The organism is Ralstonia sp. 110700041-2, from assembly GCF_056280165.1.
On sequence record NZ_JBSFAI010000005.1, the window covers coordinates 253,940 to 273,099 of the forward strand.

A 19,160-nucleotide genomic window follows, 5' to 3' on the forward strand; every position below is an offset into this window, starting at 1 on the left:
AAGCGTTTTATATAGTGTTGCCGGGCGCAAACCCCTGTGGCGCAAGGGCCGAACTCAGGCGCGCAAGGGCGTCGAGTGTAACGAGCGTGGCGTCGACCGTCATCGCGAAGTCCGCCATGATATCAAGCGCAGTGTCGGGACTGGCGCGCAGGTGACCGGCGACCTCCCCGTCCTGATTGACGGGGATGAAGCTGTCCGGCAGCGTCAGGTCGAAGGCGAACAGCGTTTCGCACTGGATGCCTTCGGGCACTTCCCGCAGCACATCCAGCGTGCCGCATGGCACCAGTTGGGCTGCCAGGTCGGCGCCGATGCCCGCCTCTTCCCAGCATTCCTTCTCCAGCGCGCCGCGTGCGTCGAAGCCATGGCCGATGCCGCCGGCGACGAGGTTGTCCCACATGCCGGGGTCGATCGGCTTGGTTTCGGCGCGGCGGGCCAGCCAGAGCGCCGGCGCGCCGCGATCTGCGCCGTCGATCAGGCCGTTCATGTGGACAGCATAGGTGCGGATGCCGAAGAAGCGCGCAGCGGCACGTTCGATCAGCGCCAGCGTGGGCGTGCCCCAGCCGGTGTTGACGGCGAAACGCTCGTCGCGCCAGCCGCGCACGTGGCCGTCTTCAGCCAGGCGCGCAATGACTTCGGCCAGCGCCCCGGTGCGCTCGGCGTCGCTGGCAAGCGTATTCCGCAGATCGACCCGCAGCGTCGACACGTCGAACCAGTGCGGCCAGCGCGCAAGCAGCGACGCGCGCTCACGGCTCAGCCAGCCGACGCGTTGTCCGGCAACCATCCATGGAACGAGCGCCTCAGCATCGAACGCTAGCCGGGCGGCCAGGCCATCCCGTATGCGCTGCATGCGCGGGTCGGTCATGTTGGCGCCCCACCATGCCGGGCGTGCATTGTGCTTTCCGTGCAGCACGGGTCGCGCGATAATGCATCGTCAATACAAGCCGTCATCAGACTGGAGAAACAAGGATGGATGAAATCGACGAGTTGTCGGATCTGCCGACCCCACGCTTTATCTGGGGCTTCGCCATTGCCGTCACACCGTCCGGCGAAGTGTCGCACGATGAATTCGAATATCTGACGCACACCCGCGTGCCGCGCTTCACCTGCCGCGTGGTCGAACTCGAAGACGCGCCTGCCGAGCCCGAAGACGAAGGCGACATCGACGGCCGCATTGTCCACTTCGACAACCCGAAGCGGATGTTTTACATCACGGATCTGGGCTTGGCCCTGATGAACTTCACGCTGTTCGACAAGGTGGATAACAAGACCAAGCTGAAAAACGCCTGCGATCAGGCCATCGCCGACTGGCTCACCCGCCGCGAGTTTCTCGACTCCGAACCAGACGACGACGAGGACGATTGAGCCTAATCGCTTGATCGCCTAATCATTCAGCCCTGACCGGCGGCACCGCCATCCTCGACAAAGCGCAGGTCGGTCAGGCGCACATCGGCGTAGGAACGCCCGGCATCGAGCAAGGCCGAAATCTGCGCCTTCACCCGCTCCTTCTGCGCGCGCATCGCGCGCGGCGGCACGGTCGAATCCTGACCGGTGTGGTGCAGATACAGCATCTTGTAGGTGAGTTGGCTCACCATCCACTGCCGCAGCACGCGGCGCCGGCCGGCATGGTCGGCTTCCAGCCCATCGATCCGTCCCAACAACGCGGAAAACGCGCGCGCCAGGCTTGCCGGCTCCGCGGCCTCGCCGGCGATGCAACGCTCGGCCAAGGCGCGCGCTTCCGCCAGTGACATGGTGTCGTCCGTTTCGACGAAGCGCTCGGTGGCAGGGTCTGGCCGTGGCATCGGTGGCCGGTTTGCCAGCCGCGCCGAGACCGCAGACAGCGCTTCCTGCGCACGGCGCATGGACGCTTCCAGCGATTGCGCATTGCCCGGCACGATGCCAATGGTGGTCGGCATATCGCTGGATTCTTCGTCGCGTTTTTTGACGTCCATCGCTCCCTCCGGTGATCGTCCGTGACCAGCGTACTTGGCGGACGAGAACAGAATTGTAGAACGCGACGCACATTTCGCGACAAATCGACACAGACGTTCCTTATCGCAAAGACAGCGCAAACGATAACGTGGCATCACAAACCACGGTGCACTGTTGGCGGCTGTCCACGCGGCGCGGCTCCGCCACGGGTAAAATGCTCGATTGCGCTGACAACGCATGCACTCAATTGCTGACCGCCCTGTGCGGCAAGGAAATCGCCTTGATCAAGTGGATTATCGTGGCCCTGTATCTGGGCTCCATTCTGTACGTGCACTTTCGCGGCAAGGTGCGCCTGAAATTCTGGCGCCAGATGTTCGACCACTCGGCCGTGGTCGCGCCGGTCAACTGCTTCATGTACGCCTTTTCGGGCGTGCCGCAGACGCCGTATGTGCCGGTCGAGCGCTTTCCGGATCTGGAAAAACTGCAAGCCGCGTGGCCACAGATTCGCGACGAAGGCCTTGCGCTCATCAACCTGCGCAAGATCAAGGCCGCCGAGAAGAACGACGACGCCGGCTTCAACTCGTTCTTCAAGAATGGCTGGAAGCGCTTCTACCTGAAATGGTACGAGGCGCATCACCCCTCAGCCGAACAGCTTTGCCCGCAGACCGTCGCGCTGCTGCGCGATCTGCCCAGCGTGAAGGCGGCGATGTTTGCCGAACTGCCGCCGGGCGGCAAGCTGAATCCGCACCGTGATCCGTTTGCCGGCTCGCTGCGCTATCACCTGGGCCTGTCCACGCCCAACGACGACCGATGCTTCATCGAAGTCGACGGCCAGCGCCACAGCTGGCGTGACGGCCAGGGCGTGGTCTTTGACGAGACCTATCTGCACTGGGCCGAAAACGCCTCCGACAAGGATCGTCTGATTCTTTTCTGCGATATCGAACGCCCGATGAAATTCGGCTGGGCGCAGCGCATCAACAAATGGCTCGGCCGCAAGGTCATGACTGCTGCCAGCTCGCCCAACGATGAGGGTGACCAGACCGGCGGCATCAACAAGCTGTTCCGCTATGTGTGGGTGATGGGCCAGTACCGCCGCCGCTTCAAGGCGTGGAACCGCAAGGTCTACTACGTGGTGAAGTTCGGCCTGATCATTGGCGTGGCAGCGTTGATCATCTGGATCTGACCTCCAACCCTCCCCTCTCCTGCTCTACACAAAGAACCGGCCTGAAGCGCCGGTTTTTTGTTGCGCATGAAAAAGCTACTCGCATTGCAGTCGGCTTGCGTTTTTACAAAGCAGTGAAGCAAAAGCGCCACATGGGGCACAAATCTCGCCTAATGTCAGGAATTGAGCGCTCCGGCGCTTATGCGATATGGCGGGCACGCCGCTTGCTTTTCCTTGGCTGACACCCATGCTCATTGCACGGGACCGAGTCAGAGCGGGGACGCGTGTGCCTGTGTCCCTCGTCAACAACAAAGACAGTGAGATCGATCGCCATGAAAAAGAACCTCATTAGCCGCCAGACCATCGTCACCCGCGCCGCCGCGCTTGCTGCTGTCGCACTGCTCGGTACCCAGATCGCGGCCTGTACCACGACCAGCCCCAATGCACAGGGCTCAGATGTGATGTCGTCCACCAACAAGCACGCCACCACCAACTCGCAGGCAGATTCCGTGCTCTCGCGCCTGTACACCACGGCCAGCGGCTCGCGTGAGCTGGTGGGACGCGCCAAGGGCGTGCTGGTGTTCCCGTCGGTGCTGAACGCCGGCTTTGTGGTGGGAGGCCAATACGGTGAAGGCGTGCTGCGTACCGGCGGTGGCCGTCCGCTGGGCTACTACAACATCGCCTCGGCGTCGGTAGGCTTCCAGGCTGGCGCGCAGTCGCGTGCGCTCATTATCCTGTTCATGACGGACGAAGCGCTGCAGAAATTCCAGAACAGCCAAGGCTGGACAGCCGGCGTGGATGCCACCGTGGCCCTGGCAAAGATCGGCGTGAACGGCGCGGTCGATACCAACACCGCGCAGCAACCGATCATCGGCTTCAACCTGACCAACGCAGGTCTGATGGCCGGCGCGTCGATCGAAGGCACGAAGATCACGAAGCAGAACAACTGATCTGCACTTCGCGCAACGCGCCAATGCCGCCGTCTCGTACGGCGGTTTTTTTTGCACGGAACCCGCGCGCAGCGTTGCGGCAATGCTGCAGCCCTAGGGAAATCCGGAGGCGGCGCCGCGGGGCTTCTCCGCTAGCATCGTCCCGCCGATGTTGCGATGGGTTTCGCCGTCTCGGCACACAAAAAACAATCACCCAGAAAAAAGGGGGGAGACATGACAGGTTGCAATGCCGCCTTGCAGCGCGCCATCGCGTGCGCATGGCTGTCGGGGCTGTTGCTGGCGTCGGGTCCGGCGATGGCCGAGCCAGGCATCACCGATGGCAAGATCGTCATCGGACAGACCGCGGGCTTCACCGGGCCCGCCGGCGAGCAAGTCCAGGAGATGACGCAAGGAGCCAGGCTCTACCTCGATGCGGTGAACCGCGCTGGCGGCGTGAATGGACGCAAGATCGAACTGATCTCGGAAGACGACGGCTTTGATGCGGCCGCCTCCAAAAAACACGCACATTCGCTGCTGGTCGACAAACAGGTCTTCGCCCTCTTCCTGCCGCGCGGCACGCCAAACACCGAAGCGATCATGACCGAGGCTCGTCCGCTTGGCGCGCCGGTGGTGGCGCCGTCCACCGGTGCTTCAACCTTCTTCGATCAGCCCGACCCGCTGCTGTTCGTGGTGCGCGCGAAATACCAGGCCGAGATTGCCGAGCTGGTGCATTACTTCGACACGCTCGGCTTGCGCCGCCTGGCGCTCGTCAACGTGAATGACACCTTCGGCAAGGACACCGAGATCGGCTTCAGCAACGCCACGAAAAAGCTGCCGCCCGACGCGCACAGCATCTTCACTGTCGACCGCCTGAAACCGGATATCGCCAAGGCCACGGCAGACGTGGGCAAGTTCGCCCCGCAAGCGGTCATCCTGGCCTGCCCAGCCACGACCGCGCGCGCCATGATCGAGGCGCTCAACAAGCAAGGCACGGTGACGCAGATTGCCGCGCTGTCCAACAACGCCGGCCTGGCGTTTGCGAAATCGCTCGGGGCGCTGGGGCGCGGTGTCGTGATCTCGCAGGTGATGCCGTCGCCGGTGCGTTCGACTTCGTTGCTGGGACGGGAGCTGGCGTCCAGCGCGAAGTCTGCCGGGGTGACGCCGTCGTACGCCGTGATGGAAGGCTACGCAGCTGCGCGCGTGCTGGTCGAAGGGCTCAAGCGCGCGGGCAAGTCACCCACGCGGGCCAGCTTTGTCTCGGGGCTGGAATCAGCCGGCATCATCGACCTTGGCGGGCTGGAAGTCCGCTACGGCCCGAACGTTCGCAAGGGATCGGACTATGTCGAGCTGACGGTGATCGGGCCAAACGGCACCTTCGTCAAATAGATCCGCGCGGCGGTGTACCCTGCCTCGGCAATGGTTGCACCGCAGGACATAGCGGTTGCCAGCGCAAAACGCATGAGTACATAAGAAAATACTATTTGGAATTCGCATAGTGCCTCTACCAGAATGCACAAACCACATGCATGACTGGGATCAAACAGGCGGATGGAACTCCGACAACTCGAAGCCTTTGCCGCGGTCATGTCGACCGGCAGTGTCACTGCGGCGGGCAAGCTGCTGGGACGCTCGCAGCCCGCCATCAGCCGGCTCATCCAGGATCTCGAAGCCGAAATCGGCTACGCCCTGTTCACACGCGCGGGGCCGCGCGTCTCGCCAACGGAGCAGGGTTTCCTGCTGTACGAAGACGTCGAGCACACGCTGATCAGCTTACGTCAGATCCGAACCCGTGCCGAAGAAATCGCGCGCGGCGAGGCACGCCCGCTGCGCCTGGCAGCGACGTCCGCATTGGCGGCCGGCTTGCTGCCCGCTGCGTTGGCCGATGAGCCGGAACTCGCGCAACACATCCAGATTCGCAGCGCCTCGCCGGAACAGGTTGTGCACGCCGTGCTGACCGGCGCTGCCGACCTTGGCCTCAGCAGCCTGCCGCTGGAGCATCGCGGCGTAACCGTGCATTGGATCGGCGAAGCCGCGTGCGTGGCTGCTGTGCAGACACACGACCCGCTGGCGGCCGGCAAGCGCGTGGTATTGGGCGATTGCGCGGGACAGCCCATCATCACGATGCACAACCCATATCGATTGCGCCGCCGTCTGGACCAGGCGCTGGCGAGGGCCGGCGTGGAGCCAACCTCCCTCATCGAGACCAACGCATCGCTCAATGCACTGACCGCCGTGCGAGCGGGCCTGGGCGTCGCGTTGCTGGAGCCGGTGACGGCCTACGGCGTGCCGATCGACGGCGTGACCGTGCGCCCGATCGACGCCGACATTCCCTTCTTCTTTGGCGTGATCACCCCCGAGGCCAAGCGGCCGTCGGCGGCGGTGACCTCATTGACCGACGCCCTCGCGCGCGCGGCACAGCGCCTGCTGCCGGACTGCAAGCTGCACGCTCCGGCACGCCATGCCAGCATGCTGCAGGTGCTGTATGGCGAATCCATCAACGAAACCGAAGGCGCGTCCGCATGACCGCTGCACAGCAAGACAACGCGCTGCAAGTGACCGGGCTCGCAGCGCTCGAAGCCCGTTTGCACCAGGACCTGTCGTGGTTGGAGCTGCCCGCGAAGCACTGGACGCTGCCGCACACGTTGGAGGGCCGATCCGTGCTGGATGTGGCCGTCATCGGTGGCGGCATGGCAGGCCTGGCGGCCGCGGCATCGCTCAAGCATCTCGGTATCGGCGTGATGGTGTTCGACCGCTCGCCCGCCGGCTTCGAAGGCCCATGGGCGACGACGGCGCGCATGGAAACGTTGCGCTCGCCAAAGCAGTTGACCGGCCCTGCGCTCGGGCTGCCGGCGTTGACGTTTCGCGCATGGTTTGAAGCGCAGTTCGGCACCGATGCGTGGGAGGTGCTCGACAAGATCCCACGCTTGCAATGGATGGACTACCTGCGCTGGTACCGCCGCGTGCTGCAGCTCGACGTTCGCAACGAACACCACGTAAAGGCCATCCACCCGCGCGTGGATGGAGCCGTTGAATTGCTGATCGACGCGCCTGACCAACCGACGCAGCGCGTGTTTGCGCGCCGCGTGGTGCTGGCCACCGGCCGTGACGGGCTTGGCGGCGCATCCGTGCCGGACTTTGCGCGCCGGCTGCCGCGCCGCTGGTGGGCGCATTCGTCTGACGAGATGGATTACGGCACGCTGGCCGGCAAGCGCGTGGGCGTGATCGGCGCCGGAGCATCCGCCATGGATTCGGCAGCAACGGCACTGGAAGCCGGTGCCGCCAGCGTCGACATGCTGATCCGACGCCCCGACCTGCCGCGCGTGAACAAGGGCAAGGGTGCAGGCAGCCCAGGGCTGGTGCATGGCCACCTATATCTGCCCGACGCCTGGAAATGGCGCATCCGTCATTACATCAATGTCGAGCAGGTTCCCCCGCCGCGCGGCAGCACGCTGCGTGTGTCGCGGCATCCGAATGCGCGCTTCAATTTCGGCTGCGGCATCCTGGGCGTGGACGAGCACGACGGCGTGCTGCACGTGGCCACGACCAAGGGCGCATTCCAGTTGGACTTCCTGATCTTCTCGACGGGCTTTCGCACCGATTGGGCCGCACGCCCCGAATTCAGCGCTCTGGCACCGCATATCCGCCAATGGCGCGACCGCTACACGCCGCGCCCCGACGAGGAAGACGCGGAACTCGCCGATTCACCCGACCTCGGGCACGCGTTCGAATTTCGCGAGAAAACGCCCGGCACGCTGCCTGGCCTGTCGCGCGTGCATTGCTTCTGCTATCCCGCGTCCGTCACGCACGGCAGCGTCTCGGGCGACATCCCGGCCATCAGCGAAGGTGCGAAGCGGCTGGCGCAGGGCATCGCCGGGTTGCTGTACCAGGAAGACATCGACGCGCACTACGCCGCCATCCATGCCTACGCCGAGCCGGAAATCTTTGGCGATGAATGGACCCCAGCCCCACCGCCCGGCGTGGAAGCGAATGCCACTTCCAGCCAGGAGGCTGCCCGATGACAGGTTGGCTCATCCGCCGCATCGGCCAGGCGCTGCTGGTCGTGCTGGTGATGACGGTAATCGTCTTCATCGGCCTGCACGCCATCGGCAACCCGGTCGACATCCTGATCGGCCAGGACGTCGACCAGATCGACCGCGCGCGCATCATTGCCGAACTGGGCCTCGACAAACCGCTGTGGGAGCAGTACCTCGCCTTCCTGAACGGCGCGCTGCATGGCAATCTCGGCAAGAGCTTCGTCTACAACGAACCGGCCATCCAGCTGATCCTGCAACGCCTGCCGGCCACGCTGGAGCTGGCGTTTTCGGCGCTGATCATCGCGGTGGTGATCGGCGTGCCGCTTGGGCTGTTCGCGGGGCTGTATCCGCGCCATCCGGTATCGCGCCTGCTCATGACGGGCAGCGTGGTGGGATTCTCATTGCCGACGTTCTGGGTGGGCCTGATGCTGATCATGGCGTTCAGCGTGAGCCTCGGCTGGCTGCCCGCCAGCGGGCGCGGCGAAACCGCACGCCTGTTCGGCGTCGAATGGTCGTGGCTGACGGTCGATGGGCTGCGGCACCTCGTGCTGCCGGCGGTCAACCTGTCGCTGTTCAAGCTCTCGCTGGTGCTGCGGCTGACTTCTGCCGGCGTGCGCGAGGTGGTGCCGCTGGATTTCGTGAAGTTCGCGCGTGCCAAGGGCCTGTCGCCGCTGCGCGTGGTGCTGGCGCACGTGCTGCGCAACACGCTGATCCCGCTGGTGACGGTGCTGGGCCTGGAGCTGGGCTCGACCATCGCCTTTGCGGTGGTGACGGAAAGCATCTTTGCGTGGCCCGGCGCGGGCAAGCTCATTCTCGATAGCATCAACTCGCTGGACCGGCCGGTCATCGTGTCGTACCTCATCGTTGTGGTGTGCCTGTTCGTGTCGCTCAACCTGATCGTCGACATCCTGTATCGGCTGCTGGACCCGCGCGTGCGTGCGGCGGACAGCGCGGAGGCTGCATGATGAATACAACTCCGCAACCCACCACCGCAGCCGCGGTTGCCGCCCCGCGCAAGCAATCGCCGTGGCGCCGCGTGGTGTCCGATTTTCTGGCATCCCAGACCGCCGTCTTTGGGCTCGCCGTGGTCGTGATCCTGATGCTGGCCGCGCTGGCCGCACCGTGGATCACGCCGCAGAACCCATACGACCTGATGCAGCTCGACGTGCTCGACTCGCGTCTGCCGCCAGGTTCGCCGAATGGCTTGGGGACGTTCACGTACTGGCTCGGCACCGATGGCCAGGGGCGTGACCTGTACTCCGGCATCCTCTATGGCTTGCGCATCAGCCTGGGCGTGGGGATCGGTTCGGCAGCCGTGGCGGCGGTGATCGGCACGCTGCTCGGCCTCATTGCGGCGTATGCCGGTGGCCGCGTCGACAGCATCATCATGCGCACGGTCGATCTGCTGCTGTCGTTCCCGTCGGTGCTGGTGGCCATGATGATCCTCGCCTATCTGGGCAAGAGCATCACCAATGTCGTGCTGACGCTGGTGGTGCTGGAGTGGGCGTATTACGCGCGGACGGTGCGCGGGCAAGCGCTGGTCGAGCGTCGCCGCGAATACGTGGAAGCCGCCCGCTCGCTCGCCCTGCCCGGCTGGCGCATCGCGCTCAAGCACATCCTGCCGAACTGCCTGCCGCCGCTGATCGTCGTGGGCACGCTGCAGGTGGCGCGCGCGATCACGCTGGAAGCCACGCTGTCGTTCCTGGGCCTGGGCGTGCCGATTACCGAGCCGTCTCTGGGCCTGCTGATTTCCAACGGATACCAATACATGCTGTCTGGCCAGTACTGGATCAGTTTCTATCCGGGCATCGCGCTGTTGCTGGCGCTGGTGGCCATCAACCTGGTGGGCGACCGCCTGCGCGAAGTGCTGAACCCGAGGGCGCAACGATGACGGCGTCCACCAACGCGACCACACTCGAAGTCCGCAACCTGCGCACGCATTTCTTCACGCGTGAAGGCGTGCTGCCGGCGGTGGACGATGTGTCGTTCTCGCTCGCGCGCGGGCGCATCCTCGGGCTGGTCGGCGAGTCCGGCTCAGGCAAGTCCGTCACCGGTTTCTCCATCATGGGTCTGGTGGACCCGCCCGGCCGCGTGGTCGGCGGCGAGATCCTCTACCAGGGCCGCGACCTCACCAAGCTCGCCCCGCGCGAACTGCGCAAGCTGCAGGGCAATCGCATCGCCATGGTCTTCCAGGACCCGATGATGACGCTCAACCCCGTGCTGCGCATCGATGCCCAGATGATCGAGGCCGTGCGCGCGCACAGCAGCATGAGCCACAAGCAGGCGTGGGACCATGCACGCGACACGCTCGGCCTGATGGGCATTCCGAGTCCCGAAGAGCGGCTGCGGGCGTATCCGCATCAGCTTTCCGGCGGTATGCGCCAACGCGTGGCGATTGCCATTGCGATGCTGCATCGGCCCGACCTGATCATTGCCGACGAACCGACCACGGCGCTGGACGTGACCATCCAGGCGCAGATCCTGTCCGAAGTGCAAAAGCTCGCGCACATGCACGGCACGGCGCTGATCTGGATCACGCATGACCTGTCTGTCGTGGCCGGGCTGGCCGACGAGGTGGCCGTGATGTACGCCGGGCGCATCGTCGAACACGGTCCGGTTGATGCCGTGCTCGATGCCCCGCTGCACCCCTACACCATGGGCCTGATCGACAGCCTGCCCAGCGAGAACCGGCGCGGTCAGCGCCTGCGCCAGATTCCCGGGATGACACCGAACCTGCTGTCGCTACCGGCAGGCTGCGCGTTTGCAGCACGCTGCCCGCGCGCCTCCGATGTCTGCGGCGTCGCGCCGGAAATCACGCAACCGCTGCCGGGGCGCCTCGTCCGCTGCTTCCATCCCGGCGCGCAGCGCGCGTCCTCGCGGGAGGTCGCATGAGCACGCCGCTCGTCGAACTCAAGCAGGTCAGCAAACGCTTTGGCGATCGCAAAGTCGGCGCCGCTGATCGCGTTCTGCAGCGCTTCGGCCTGGCGCATCCGCCTGCAATCGTTCGTGCTGTCGATGGTGTCGACCTCGCGATCCAGCCCGGTGAAGTCGTCGGCCTCGTCGGTGAATCGGGCTGCGGCAAATCCACGCTCGGCCGCATTGCTGCGGGCCTGATGCCGCCCTCGGCCGGCGAGGTTCGCGTGGACGGCAAGGCTATCGACATGCTCACGGCAGACGAAGCCCGCGCGGCCCGCCTGAAGATCCAGATGATCTTCCAGGACCCATACGCCAGCCTCAACCCCCGCCTGCGCGTGGAAGAAATCGTTGGCGAAGCGGCGCGCGTGCATGGCCTGACCGACCGCGCCGACTTTGCCGATTATGTGGCCGCGCAGATGCAACGCGCCGGCCTGGACCCCGCCCTGCGCGACCGCTACCCGCATCAGTTCAGCGGCGGCCAGCGCCAGCGCATCGGCATTGCGCGTGCGCTGGCCGTGCAGCCCTCGATGCTGGTTTGCGACGAAGCGGTGGCAGCGTTGGACGTGTCGATCCAGGCGCAGATCCTGAACCTGTTCATGGACCTGCGCGAGCAGCTCAACCTGACCTACCTGTTCATCAGCCACGACCTGGGCGTGGTGGAGCACCTGTCCGACCGGGTGGTGATCATGTACCTCGGCCGCGTGGTGGAATCCGCCCCTGCGGAGGAAGTCTTCCGCCGCCCGAACCATCCTTACACGCAGACCTTGCTGGCGGAGATTCCGCGCCTGTCGGCCCGTCACAAGACGTTCACCGCCATTCAGGGCGAGATGCCGAGTCCGCTGCATCCGCCCACGGGCTGCCATTTCCACCCACGCTGCCCGCACGCCATGCCCCGCTGCAAGACCGAGACGCCGACGCTGCGCGGCATTGCGGTCAACCACATCAGCGCGTGCCACCTGAACGACGCGACCTGAACGACATTCAATAAGCCAACGATTCCAAAAACAGGAAAAAGGGAACCCACGTGAAACGCCTCCTAGCCTCGTCGCTTGCCGTCGCGCTGTTTGCCGCTGCCGGCGCTGCCGGCGCGCAGACGCTGAACATTGCCTTTGCCGATCCGCTGTCGTCGCTCGACCCGCAGTTGAACAATCACGCAGGCGACCGCTCCGTCGACGTGCACTTCTGGGATCTGCTGGTCGAGAACAAGTGGAACCAGCTGCAGCCCGGCCTGGCGCTGTCGTGGAGGACGCTGGACCCGAAGACGTGGGAATTCAAGCTGCGCCCGAACGTGAAATGGCACGACGGCCAGCCGTTCACGGCGGATGACGTCATCTTCTCGTACCAGCGCGCGCGCAGCGTGCCGGGCAGCGTGGCAACGTTCGCGGGCTATCTGCGCACGGTGGAGTCCGTCACGGCCAAAGACCCGCTGACGCTGATCATCAAGACGAACATCCCGAACCCGGACTTGCCGCTGAACCTCGCGTCCGTGCACATCGTCAGCAAGCATGTGGGTGAGAAGTCGTCGACTGAGGACTACAACGCGGGCCGCGCCGTGGTGGGCACCGGCCCCTACAAGTTCGTCTCGTATGTGCCGGGCGATCGCGTGGTGATGGCGCGCAACGACAACTACTGGGGCGGCAAACAGCTCTGGGAGAAGGTCAACTACCGCTACATCAACAATGCTGCCGCGCGCACGGCCAACCTGCTCTCAGGCGAGGTGGATGTCATCGACAAGGTGTCGGTGTCTGACCTGGCGCGCCTGCGCCAGTCGCCCAACGTGAAGGTGTTTTCCTATCCGGGCTTGCGTGTGATGCTGTTGCAACCGAGCTTCCGCAAGGGGCCGAACGATTACGTCACCGGCAACGACGGCAAGCCGCTGCCGAACAATCCGCTGCTGGATGTGCGCGTGCGCCGTGCGCTGTCGCTGGCCATCGACCGCAAGGCCATTGTCGACCGCATCCTGCAAGGCGCCGCCACTGTCGCCAACCAGTGGATGCCGTCGAACACGTACGGCTACAACCCCGACGTGAAGGATATCGCCTACGACCCGGCGCAGGCCAAGAAGCTGCTGGCCGATGCGGGCTTTCCGCAGGGCTTCAACCTCGTGATGCACGTGCCGAATGATCGCTACCCGCAAGGCCCCGAAACGGCGCAGGCGGTGGCGCAGTTCTGGACGCGCATCGGCGTGAAGGCGCGCGTGGAAGTGGTGCCCTGGTCGGTCTACTCGGGCCGCGCCAACAAGAATGAATATGCGATGAGCATGCTGGCGTGGGGCAACGGCACGGGCGAAGCAAGCTACGCGCTTGTCAACGTGCTGGCCACCGTCGATACCAAGAAGGGTCTGGGCGCATCCAACTGGGGCCACTACAGCAACGCGGCTGTCGACAACGCGTTGAACGCCTCCACCGAGGAATTCAACGTGGAAAAGCGCGCGGCCATTCTTCGCCACTCCGTCAAGCTGGTCTCGGATGACGTGGGCGTGATGCCGCTGTACCACTACCAGAACGTGTGGGCCGCCAAAAAAGGCCTGAAGGTGACGCCGATGACGAGCGATCGCACCGCGGCCCAGATGGTCACCAAGGACGGCAAGTAAGCGCCATGGGAACCTTCGCGCTCAGCGTGACGCCGGCGGATGACCTGATCGACGTATCGCGCGGCATCGTCGTGACGGGGCTCGCGCCTGGCACACAAGTCGGCATCGTCGCGCAAACGCGTCGCGGCAATGATGTGCTGTGGCACAGCCGCGCCGCGTTCGTCGCCGATGCGCAAGGCACCGTGGACCTGACGCGCGACGCGCCCGTCTCCGGCGACTACGCCGGCGTCAGCGCGATGGGCATCGTCTGGAGCCAGCGCCCGGAAGACGGCAAGGCACGCGAGGTGTTTCCACAGCCAGTCGCAGAGCCGTTGACGACCACGCTGACGGCCACGGCCAACGGCGAGTCGGTCCACGCGAGCTTCGTGCAACGGCTGGCCGCGCCGGGGGTGACGCGCCACGATGTGCGCGACGATGGTCTGGTCGGTACGCTATACCTGCCCGATCCGTATGCGCACCCGGGCCCGCGCCCGGCCGTGCTCATCCTCAACGGCTCGGGCGGCGGCATCAACGAGCCGCGCGCGGCGCTGTATGCCTCGCACGGTTATGCCGCCTTTGCGCTGGCGTACTTCAAGGCGCCGGGGCTGCCGGACTACATCTCGAATACGCCGCTGGAATATTTCGAGCGCGCGCTTGCCTGGCTGCGCAAACGCGTGGAGCCGCTGCACGACTTCGTTGCCGTGAGCGGCCAGTCGCGCGGGGGTGAACTGGCATTGCTGCTGGGCGCGACATTCCCTGAGGCGGTATCTGCGGTCATCGGTTACGTGCCGGGCGCCGTCGTGCACAGCGGGCAGAACGCCGCCGACCCTGCTGTGGGCCGCGAAGGCCCGACGTGGCTGTATCGCGGTCAGCCGCTGCCGCATCTGTGGGAAGGCAACCGCACCGCGAGCTGGGCACCGTTTGACGAAGGCCCTGCGCCGCATCGGCATGAACGCGCCATCCGCACCGCGCTGCAGGATACCGATGCCGTGGCACGCGCGCGCATCCGCATCGAACGCGCGCGGGGGCCGGTGCTGCTGCTCTCCGCCACCGATGACGGCTCGTGGCCCTCGAGCGACTACTCGCGCATGGTGACGACCAAATTGGCCGAGGTACGCCACCCCTACCCCGTCCAACATTTCGATTACGAAGGCGCGGGTCACGCCATCGTCTTCCCATACGTGCCGACCACGCAGCTCGTCTATGCGCACCCGGTGTCGGGCCGCATCAGCACCGGGGGCGGCGAGCCGCGCGCCAACGCCCGCGCCGACGCCCAGTCATGGGCAGCAGTGCTTCGCTTCCTCGCCAGCGCGGTAGCCGCGCGCGGCGCGTCCGTACCCGATTCCCGGAGCCTTTCATCAATGGATTTCACGCCCGCACACGATGTGGCCGACCAGGTTGCCGGCCTGGACGACGGCAGCCCCACGCATGCGCTGCGCCATGCCCGCGAAAAGGTGGCAACGGCCACGCAGGGCAGCTACAACGCATTGTTCGACGCAGGCCTGCCCGGCCTGACGTTGGGCGAACGCCTGCTCGTCGCGCTCTATGCCTGCCGCCTCACCCCGGCGCCCGAACTGGCCGAACACTACCGCGCGCGCCTCGCGAGCACGCCGGTCGACGCAGATGCGTTGCAAGCCGTCGACCACGGCGATATCGACACGCTGACCGACGCACGCCTGCGCGCCATCCTCACCTTCACGCGCACGCTCGTCGAGCGCCCCATCGAGGGCGACCGCGATGCGCTGTTGCGCCTGCCCGCCGCGGGCCTCGCCACGGCCGACGTCGTGACGCTCGCGCAGCTCATCGCTTTCCTGTCGTATCAGACGCGGCTCGTCGCCGGCTTGCGCGCCCTCCGCGAAGCCGCCGGCAGCGGCAGCGCCACCGCTTCCACGGAGACCGCAGCATGACCGAGATCATCCGCGCACACGGCTTCACCAACGAATCGCTTGAATGGCAAGCGTGGCTGGATGTGGTCGACCTCGACCGCGCCACGCCCGAGCAGATCGCCGTGCTGGAAGAAAGCCATCCGAAGGCGAAAACGTCGGACTACTACCGGTTTCTCGTTCACCAGCCCGAGATCCTGCGTCAGCGGTCGGCGGCATTCAACGCGATCATGTATGCGCCGGGCGGCCTGTCGCGTGCGGACCGCGAACTCGCCAGCGCGGTGGTGTCGCGCGTCAACGGCTGCGTGTATTGCGCATCCGTCCATGCACAGCGCTTTGAGCAATTGGCCAAGCGCAACGACGTGATCAAGCAGGTCCTTGAAGACCCGCACATCGCAGGCACGAACGCGCGTGAACGTGCCATCGTCCTGTTCTCGATCGACCTGACATTGCACCCAGGGCACTTGCGCGGCGAAGACCTGAAGCCCCTCAAGGCCGCTGGCCTGACCGACGCGGAGATTCTCGACCTGATACACGCCGTGGCCATCTTTGCGTGGGCGAATCGACTGATGCTGAATCTGGGCGAACCCGTGTTTCCGGACGCGGCCTGAGCCAGGCGGCATCGCTCCAAAGAAAAAGCCGCAGGCGCACACCTGCGGCTTTTTCATTTCAGCGCAGCGGCGTCACGCCATTGGCAACTGCCTCACCGGTTTGCCCGTCAACTGCGCCACGGCATGGGCCACGGCCGGCCCGATTGGCGGCACACCCACCTCGCCCATGCCGCTGGGTTCTGCCGTGCTGGGTACGATGTGCGTTTCGATGACGGGCGTCTCTGCCATCTTGAGCGCCGGGTAATCGGGGAAGTTCGACTGCACGACCTGGCCGTCCTTGATGTCGATCCGGCCATACAGCGCCGCCGTCAGGCCAAAGATGACCGCGCTTTCCATCTGCTGCGCAACGATGCCCGGGTTGACCACCGTGCCGCAATCGACTGCGCACACAACGCGATGCACGCGTGGCTTGCCGTCTTTCATCGACACCTCCACCACCTGCGCGACCACGGAGCCGAAGCTCGGGTGCAGCGCAATGCCGCGCGCACGCGGTGCGCCGTCAGCGGCTGGTGCCAGCGGCTGCCCCCAGCCGGCGGCCTGCGCTGCCGTGTCCAGCACCTTCAGCTCGCGCGGATGGTCCTTCAGCAAGTCACGCCGCATCGCCAACGGGTCAAGCTTGGCCGCGGCCGCCACCTCGTTGAGAAAGCCCTCCATGAAGAACCCGTTGTACGAATGCCCCACGCTGCGCCAGAAGCCTACGGGAACCGGCAGATCGACTGCCAGGTGCGCGATGTGCTCGTGCTCGATTTCGTACGGCAGGTCGAACAGGCCTTCAGCGGTGTAGCGATCGATGCCCACTGACGGCGCACCGAACAGACGGTCCAGTTCGCCCGCGAGAATCGATTGGCCGGCGCTGCGCGAGGCAATCGCGGTGACCTTGCCGTTCTCGACACGCGCCTTGAGCCGGGCGATGGCGTGCGGGCGATAGAAGTCGTGGCGGACGTCTTCTTCGCGCGACCAGATGACCTGCACGGGCTTGCCGTCGGTCTTGGTGGCGATGGTGACGGCCTGACCGATGAAATCCGATTCCAGCCGCCGCCCGAAACCGCCGCCGATGAGCGGGATATCGATCTGCACCTTGTCGCCGCTGACACCTGCCGCACGCGCCGCCACAAGCTGCGCCAGCGTGGCGACCTGCGTGGGCGCCCAGAGATGCACGCCTTCCGGCGTCACCTGCGCGGTGCAGTTAATCGGTTCCATCGTGGCGTGCGCGAGATACGGCGCGCTGTATTCGGCCTCGACGAGGGTGGCGCCATCAGCCTTGTCGAAGGCTTTCAGGCCGTCGCCCATCGATCGATACGTGAAGCCGCCCTTGTCACTGTCGAGGGCGCTGACAAGCTGCTGCCGAATGCCCGCGGAGTCGAGCTTGGCATGCGGGCCGTTGTCCCACACGGGCTCAAGCGTTGCCAGCGCCTGCCGGGCCTGCCAGTAATGGTCTGCCACCACGGCCACGCCCGGCGCACCACCGCCCGTGCCCTCGAACGGCACCACGTAACGCACGCCCGGCATGCCAAGCGCCGCTTTCGACTGGAACGTCTTGAGCTTGCCGCCAAACGCCGGACACATCACGACAGCGGCATACAACATGCCGGGCAGGCGCGTGTCGATGGAGAAGCGCGCGCTGCCATCCGTCTTCGCGGCGAGATCGTTGCGCGGCGCCGGTTTGCCGATCAACTGGAATTGCGAGGCCGGCTTGAGCGTCACGTTGGACGGCGCAGAGAGACCACGCGCCGATTTGGCCATCTCGCCAAACGTGGACTGCTTGCCGCCGGGGCCGATCAACTGGCCTTCACGGATGCTGACTTGCGCAACTGGCGCATTCCATTCGCGCGCCGCGGCTTCCACCAGCGCCGCACGCGCCGTGGCGGCGGCCTCGCGCACGGGCTGCCAGCCATCGGCGGTGCTGCTGCTGCCGCCGGTAATGATGAGGCCGATCTCGCGCGCGCTCTTGGCCATGATCCAGTGCAGTGCGCGTGCCCAGGTCTTGTCTGCGCTATCGGGATGCAGCGGCAGCGAGCTGTCGCCCATGGCGACGACGTTGCCGTAGATGCGCTCCACGGGCGCGCTTTCGATGCGCACGCGCGCGAGCGGAATGTCCAGCTCTTCGGCTGCCAGCATCGACAGCGCAGTGTGGATGCCCTGGCCCATCTCCACGCGCGGCATGGCAAGCACGACGTTGCCTTCGGGCGTGATCTTGATCCAGCCGTTGAGGGCAATCTCGCCGTTGTGCTCGGGGAAGATGCCCGGATCGCCCACGCGGCTGCGCGGCGGCATCACACCCCAACCGACTACCAGTGCGCCACCAATGCCGAGTGCGCCGAGCAGGAAACGGCGGCGTCCGCTGCGCGGTTTTGTAGTCTTCGCGTTCATGCGCGGCCCTCCCGCAACGCCTTGGCAGCGCGCTTGATAGCGGCGCGCATGCGCGGATATGTGCCACAACGGCAGATGTTGGTCATGGCCGCGTCGATGTCGGCATCCGTCGGGTCAGGGTGTTGGGCCAGCAAGTCCGCCGCGGCCATGAGCATGCCGGACTGGCAGTAGCCGCACTGGGGCACCTGCTCGTCAATCCAGGCTTGCTGCAGCGCGTGGCGTTTGCCCCCGCCGCCGGCAAGTCCTTCGATGGTGGTGATGTGCTTGCCGGCCACAGCCGCCACCGGCAGCACGCACGACCGCACGGCCGCGCCGTCCACGTGTACGGTGCATGCGCCGCACGCCGCGACGCCGCAGCCGAACTTCGTACCGGTCAGGTTCAGGTGATCACGCAGCACCCACAGTAGCGGCGTGGCCGGGTCGCAATCAACGCTGACCGGCTTGTGGTTGACGTCCAGTTCCATGGGGCGGTGGTCTCCTTGTGTTGTGATTCTTTTTTGCTGGCCAAGCGTACGTTCAAACGGCTGAGGTCAGCAATAGTGGTCCACCTCGACATGGCAACATCGGCGAATGCAAAAAGGCCCGAGCACTTGCGCACTCGGGCCTTGGATTCCTGGCGGAGAGAGGGGGATTCGAACCCCCGATAGGTTATTAACCTATACACGCTTTCCAGGCGTGCGACTTAAACCACTCATCCATCTCTCCGAAGCCCGCGATTGTAGCACACTGCACGGTCTCGCCAAGTTTCCCTCAC

At 65.4% G+C, this 19,160-nt stretch carries 17 protein-coding genes and 1 tRNA gene; 13 read left to right on the plus strand and 5 right to left on the minus strand.

What is annotated here, in order from left to right; genetic code table 11:
- Positions 1-7 precede the first annotated feature (7 nt).
- The gene (locus tag ACUXH0_RS09615; RefSeq protein ID WP_182593940.1) at positions 8-862 is read right to left on the minus strand and encodes an NUDIX hydrolase; all 855 of its coding nucleotides are present in this window, start codon (positions 860-862) and stop codon (positions 8-10) included.
- A 104-nt stretch (positions 863-966) separates the two neighbouring features.
- Here ACUXH0_RS09615 and ACUXH0_RS09620 point away from each other — a divergent pair, with 104 nt between their 5' ends.
- Positions 967-1,362 (plus strand): hypothetical protein, encoded by a 396-nt coding sequence (locus ACUXH0_RS09620; RefSeq protein WP_004634308.1) that lies wholly within the window; start codon positions 967-969, stop codon positions 1,360-1,362.
- 26 nt (positions 1,363-1,388) lie between these two features.
- Here ACUXH0_RS09620 and ACUXH0_RS09625 read toward each other — a convergent pair whose 3' ends face one another.
- Positions 1,389-1,949 carry a hypothetical protein gene (locus tag ACUXH0_RS09625; RefSeq protein ID WP_182593941.1) on the minus strand — a complete coding sequence of 187 codons (561 nt, stop codon included), beginning with the start codon at positions 1,947-1,949 and terminating at the stop codon, positions 1,389-1,391.
- A 260-nt stretch (positions 1,950-2,209) separates the two neighbouring features.
- On the opposite strand from ACUXH0_RS09625, the gene lpxO reads away from it, so the two are divergent.
- The 12 genes from lpxO (at position 2,210) to ACUXH0_RS09685 (ending at position 16,036) form a co-directional block, all read left to right on the plus strand.
- Positions 2,210-3,112: a lipid A hydroxylase LpxO gene (lpxO, locus tag ACUXH0_RS09630; RefSeq protein WP_012435984.1), complete on the plus strand. Its 903-nt coding sequence runs from the start codon at positions 2,210-2,212 to the stop codon at positions 3,110-3,112.
- Positions 3,113-3,423: 311 nt separating this feature from the next.
- Positions 3,424-4,041, plus strand: coding sequence for a BPSL1445 family SYLF domain-containing lipoprotein (locus tag ACUXH0_RS09635; protein WP_012435985.1), 618 nt, complete (start codon positions 3,424-3,426; stop codon positions 4,039-4,041).
- Positions 4,042-4,254: 213 nt separating this feature from the next.
- Positions 4,255-5,406, plus strand: a complete 1,152-nt coding sequence (locus ACUXH0_RS09640) for an ABC transporter substrate-binding protein (protein WP_182593942.1) — start codon at positions 4,255-4,257, stop codon at positions 5,404-5,406.
- Between the two features lie 162 nt (positions 5,407-5,568).
- Positions 5,569-6,543 carry a LysR family transcriptional regulator gene (locus tag ACUXH0_RS09645; RefSeq protein ID WP_004634317.1) on the plus strand — a complete coding sequence of 325 codons (975 nt, stop codon included), beginning with the start codon at positions 5,569-5,571 and terminating at the stop codon, positions 6,541-6,543.
- On the plus strand, positions 6,540-8,039 hold the full coding sequence (locus ACUXH0_RS09650; RefSeq protein ID WP_182593943.1) for a flavin-containing monooxygenase: 1,500 nt from the start codon (positions 6,540-6,542) through the stop codon (positions 8,037-8,039). The genes ACUXH0_RS09645 and ACUXH0_RS09650 overlap by 4 nt, the downstream gene beginning before the upstream one ends.
- Complete coding sequence (locus tag ACUXH0_RS09655) at positions 8,036-9,019, plus strand: ABC transporter permease (RefSeq protein ID WP_012435988.1); 984 nt, start codon at positions 8,036-8,038, stop codon at positions 9,017-9,019. Before ACUXH0_RS09650 ends, ACUXH0_RS09655 begins: the two co-directional genes overlap by 4 nt.
- Positions 9,016-9,945 carry an ABC transporter permease gene (locus tag ACUXH0_RS09660; protein ID WP_012435989.1) on the plus strand — a complete coding sequence of 310 codons (930 nt, stop codon included), beginning with the start codon at positions 9,016-9,018 and terminating at the stop codon, positions 9,943-9,945. The genes ACUXH0_RS09655 and ACUXH0_RS09660 overlap by 4 nt, the downstream gene beginning before the upstream one ends.
- On the plus strand, positions 9,942-10,946 hold the full coding sequence (locus ACUXH0_RS09665; RefSeq protein WP_012435990.1) for an ABC transporter ATP-binding protein: 1,005 nt from the start codon (positions 9,942-9,944) through the stop codon (positions 10,944-10,946). The genes ACUXH0_RS09660 and ACUXH0_RS09665 overlap by 4 nt, the downstream gene beginning before the upstream one ends.
- A complete protein-coding gene (locus tag ACUXH0_RS09670) occupies positions 10,943-11,944 on the plus strand; it encodes an ABC transporter ATP-binding protein (RefSeq protein WP_004634326.1) in 1,002 nt (333 codons plus the stop codon). The genes ACUXH0_RS09665 and ACUXH0_RS09670 overlap by 4 nt, the downstream gene beginning before the upstream one ends.
- A 50-nt stretch (positions 11,945-11,994) precedes the next feature.
- Positions 11,995-13,563 (plus strand): ABC transporter substrate-binding protein, encoded by a 1,569-nt coding sequence (locus ACUXH0_RS09675; protein WP_004634329.1) that lies wholly within the window; start codon positions 11,995-11,997, stop codon positions 13,561-13,563.
- A 5-nt stretch (positions 13,564-13,568) separates the two neighbouring features.
- Positions 13,569-15,449, plus strand: coding sequence for a bile acid-CoA:amino acid N-acyltransferase (locus tag ACUXH0_RS09680; protein WP_012435991.1), 1,881 nt, complete (start codon positions 13,569-13,571; stop codon positions 15,447-15,449).
- Positions 15,446-16,036 carry a peroxidase-related enzyme gene (locus ACUXH0_RS09685; protein ID WP_012435992.1) on the plus strand — a complete coding sequence of 197 codons (591 nt, stop codon included), beginning with the start codon at positions 15,446-15,448 and terminating at the stop codon, positions 16,034-16,036. Before ACUXH0_RS09680 ends, ACUXH0_RS09685 begins: the two co-directional genes overlap by 4 nt.
- Before the next feature lie 72 nt (positions 16,037-16,108).
- Here ACUXH0_RS09685 and ACUXH0_RS09690 read toward each other — a convergent pair whose 3' ends face one another.
- The 3 genes from ACUXH0_RS09690 to ACUXH0_RS09700 form a co-directional block, all read right to left on the minus strand.
- Positions 16,109-18,406 (minus strand): xanthine dehydrogenase family protein molybdopterin-binding subunit, encoded by a 2,298-nt coding sequence (locus ACUXH0_RS09690; RefSeq protein ID WP_012435993.1) that lies wholly within the window; start codon positions 18,404-18,406, stop codon positions 16,109-16,111.
- Positions 18,403-18,870, minus strand: coding sequence for a (2Fe-2S)-binding protein (locus ACUXH0_RS09695; protein WP_012435994.1), 468 nt, complete (start codon positions 18,868-18,870; stop codon positions 18,403-18,405). The genes ACUXH0_RS09690 and ACUXH0_RS09695 overlap by 4 nt, the downstream gene beginning before the upstream one ends.
- A gap of 150 nt (positions 18,871-19,020) precedes the next feature.
- Positions 19,021-19,111, minus strand: a tRNA-Ser gene (locus tag ACUXH0_RS09700).
- Positions 19,112-19,160: the final 49 nt, after the last annotated feature.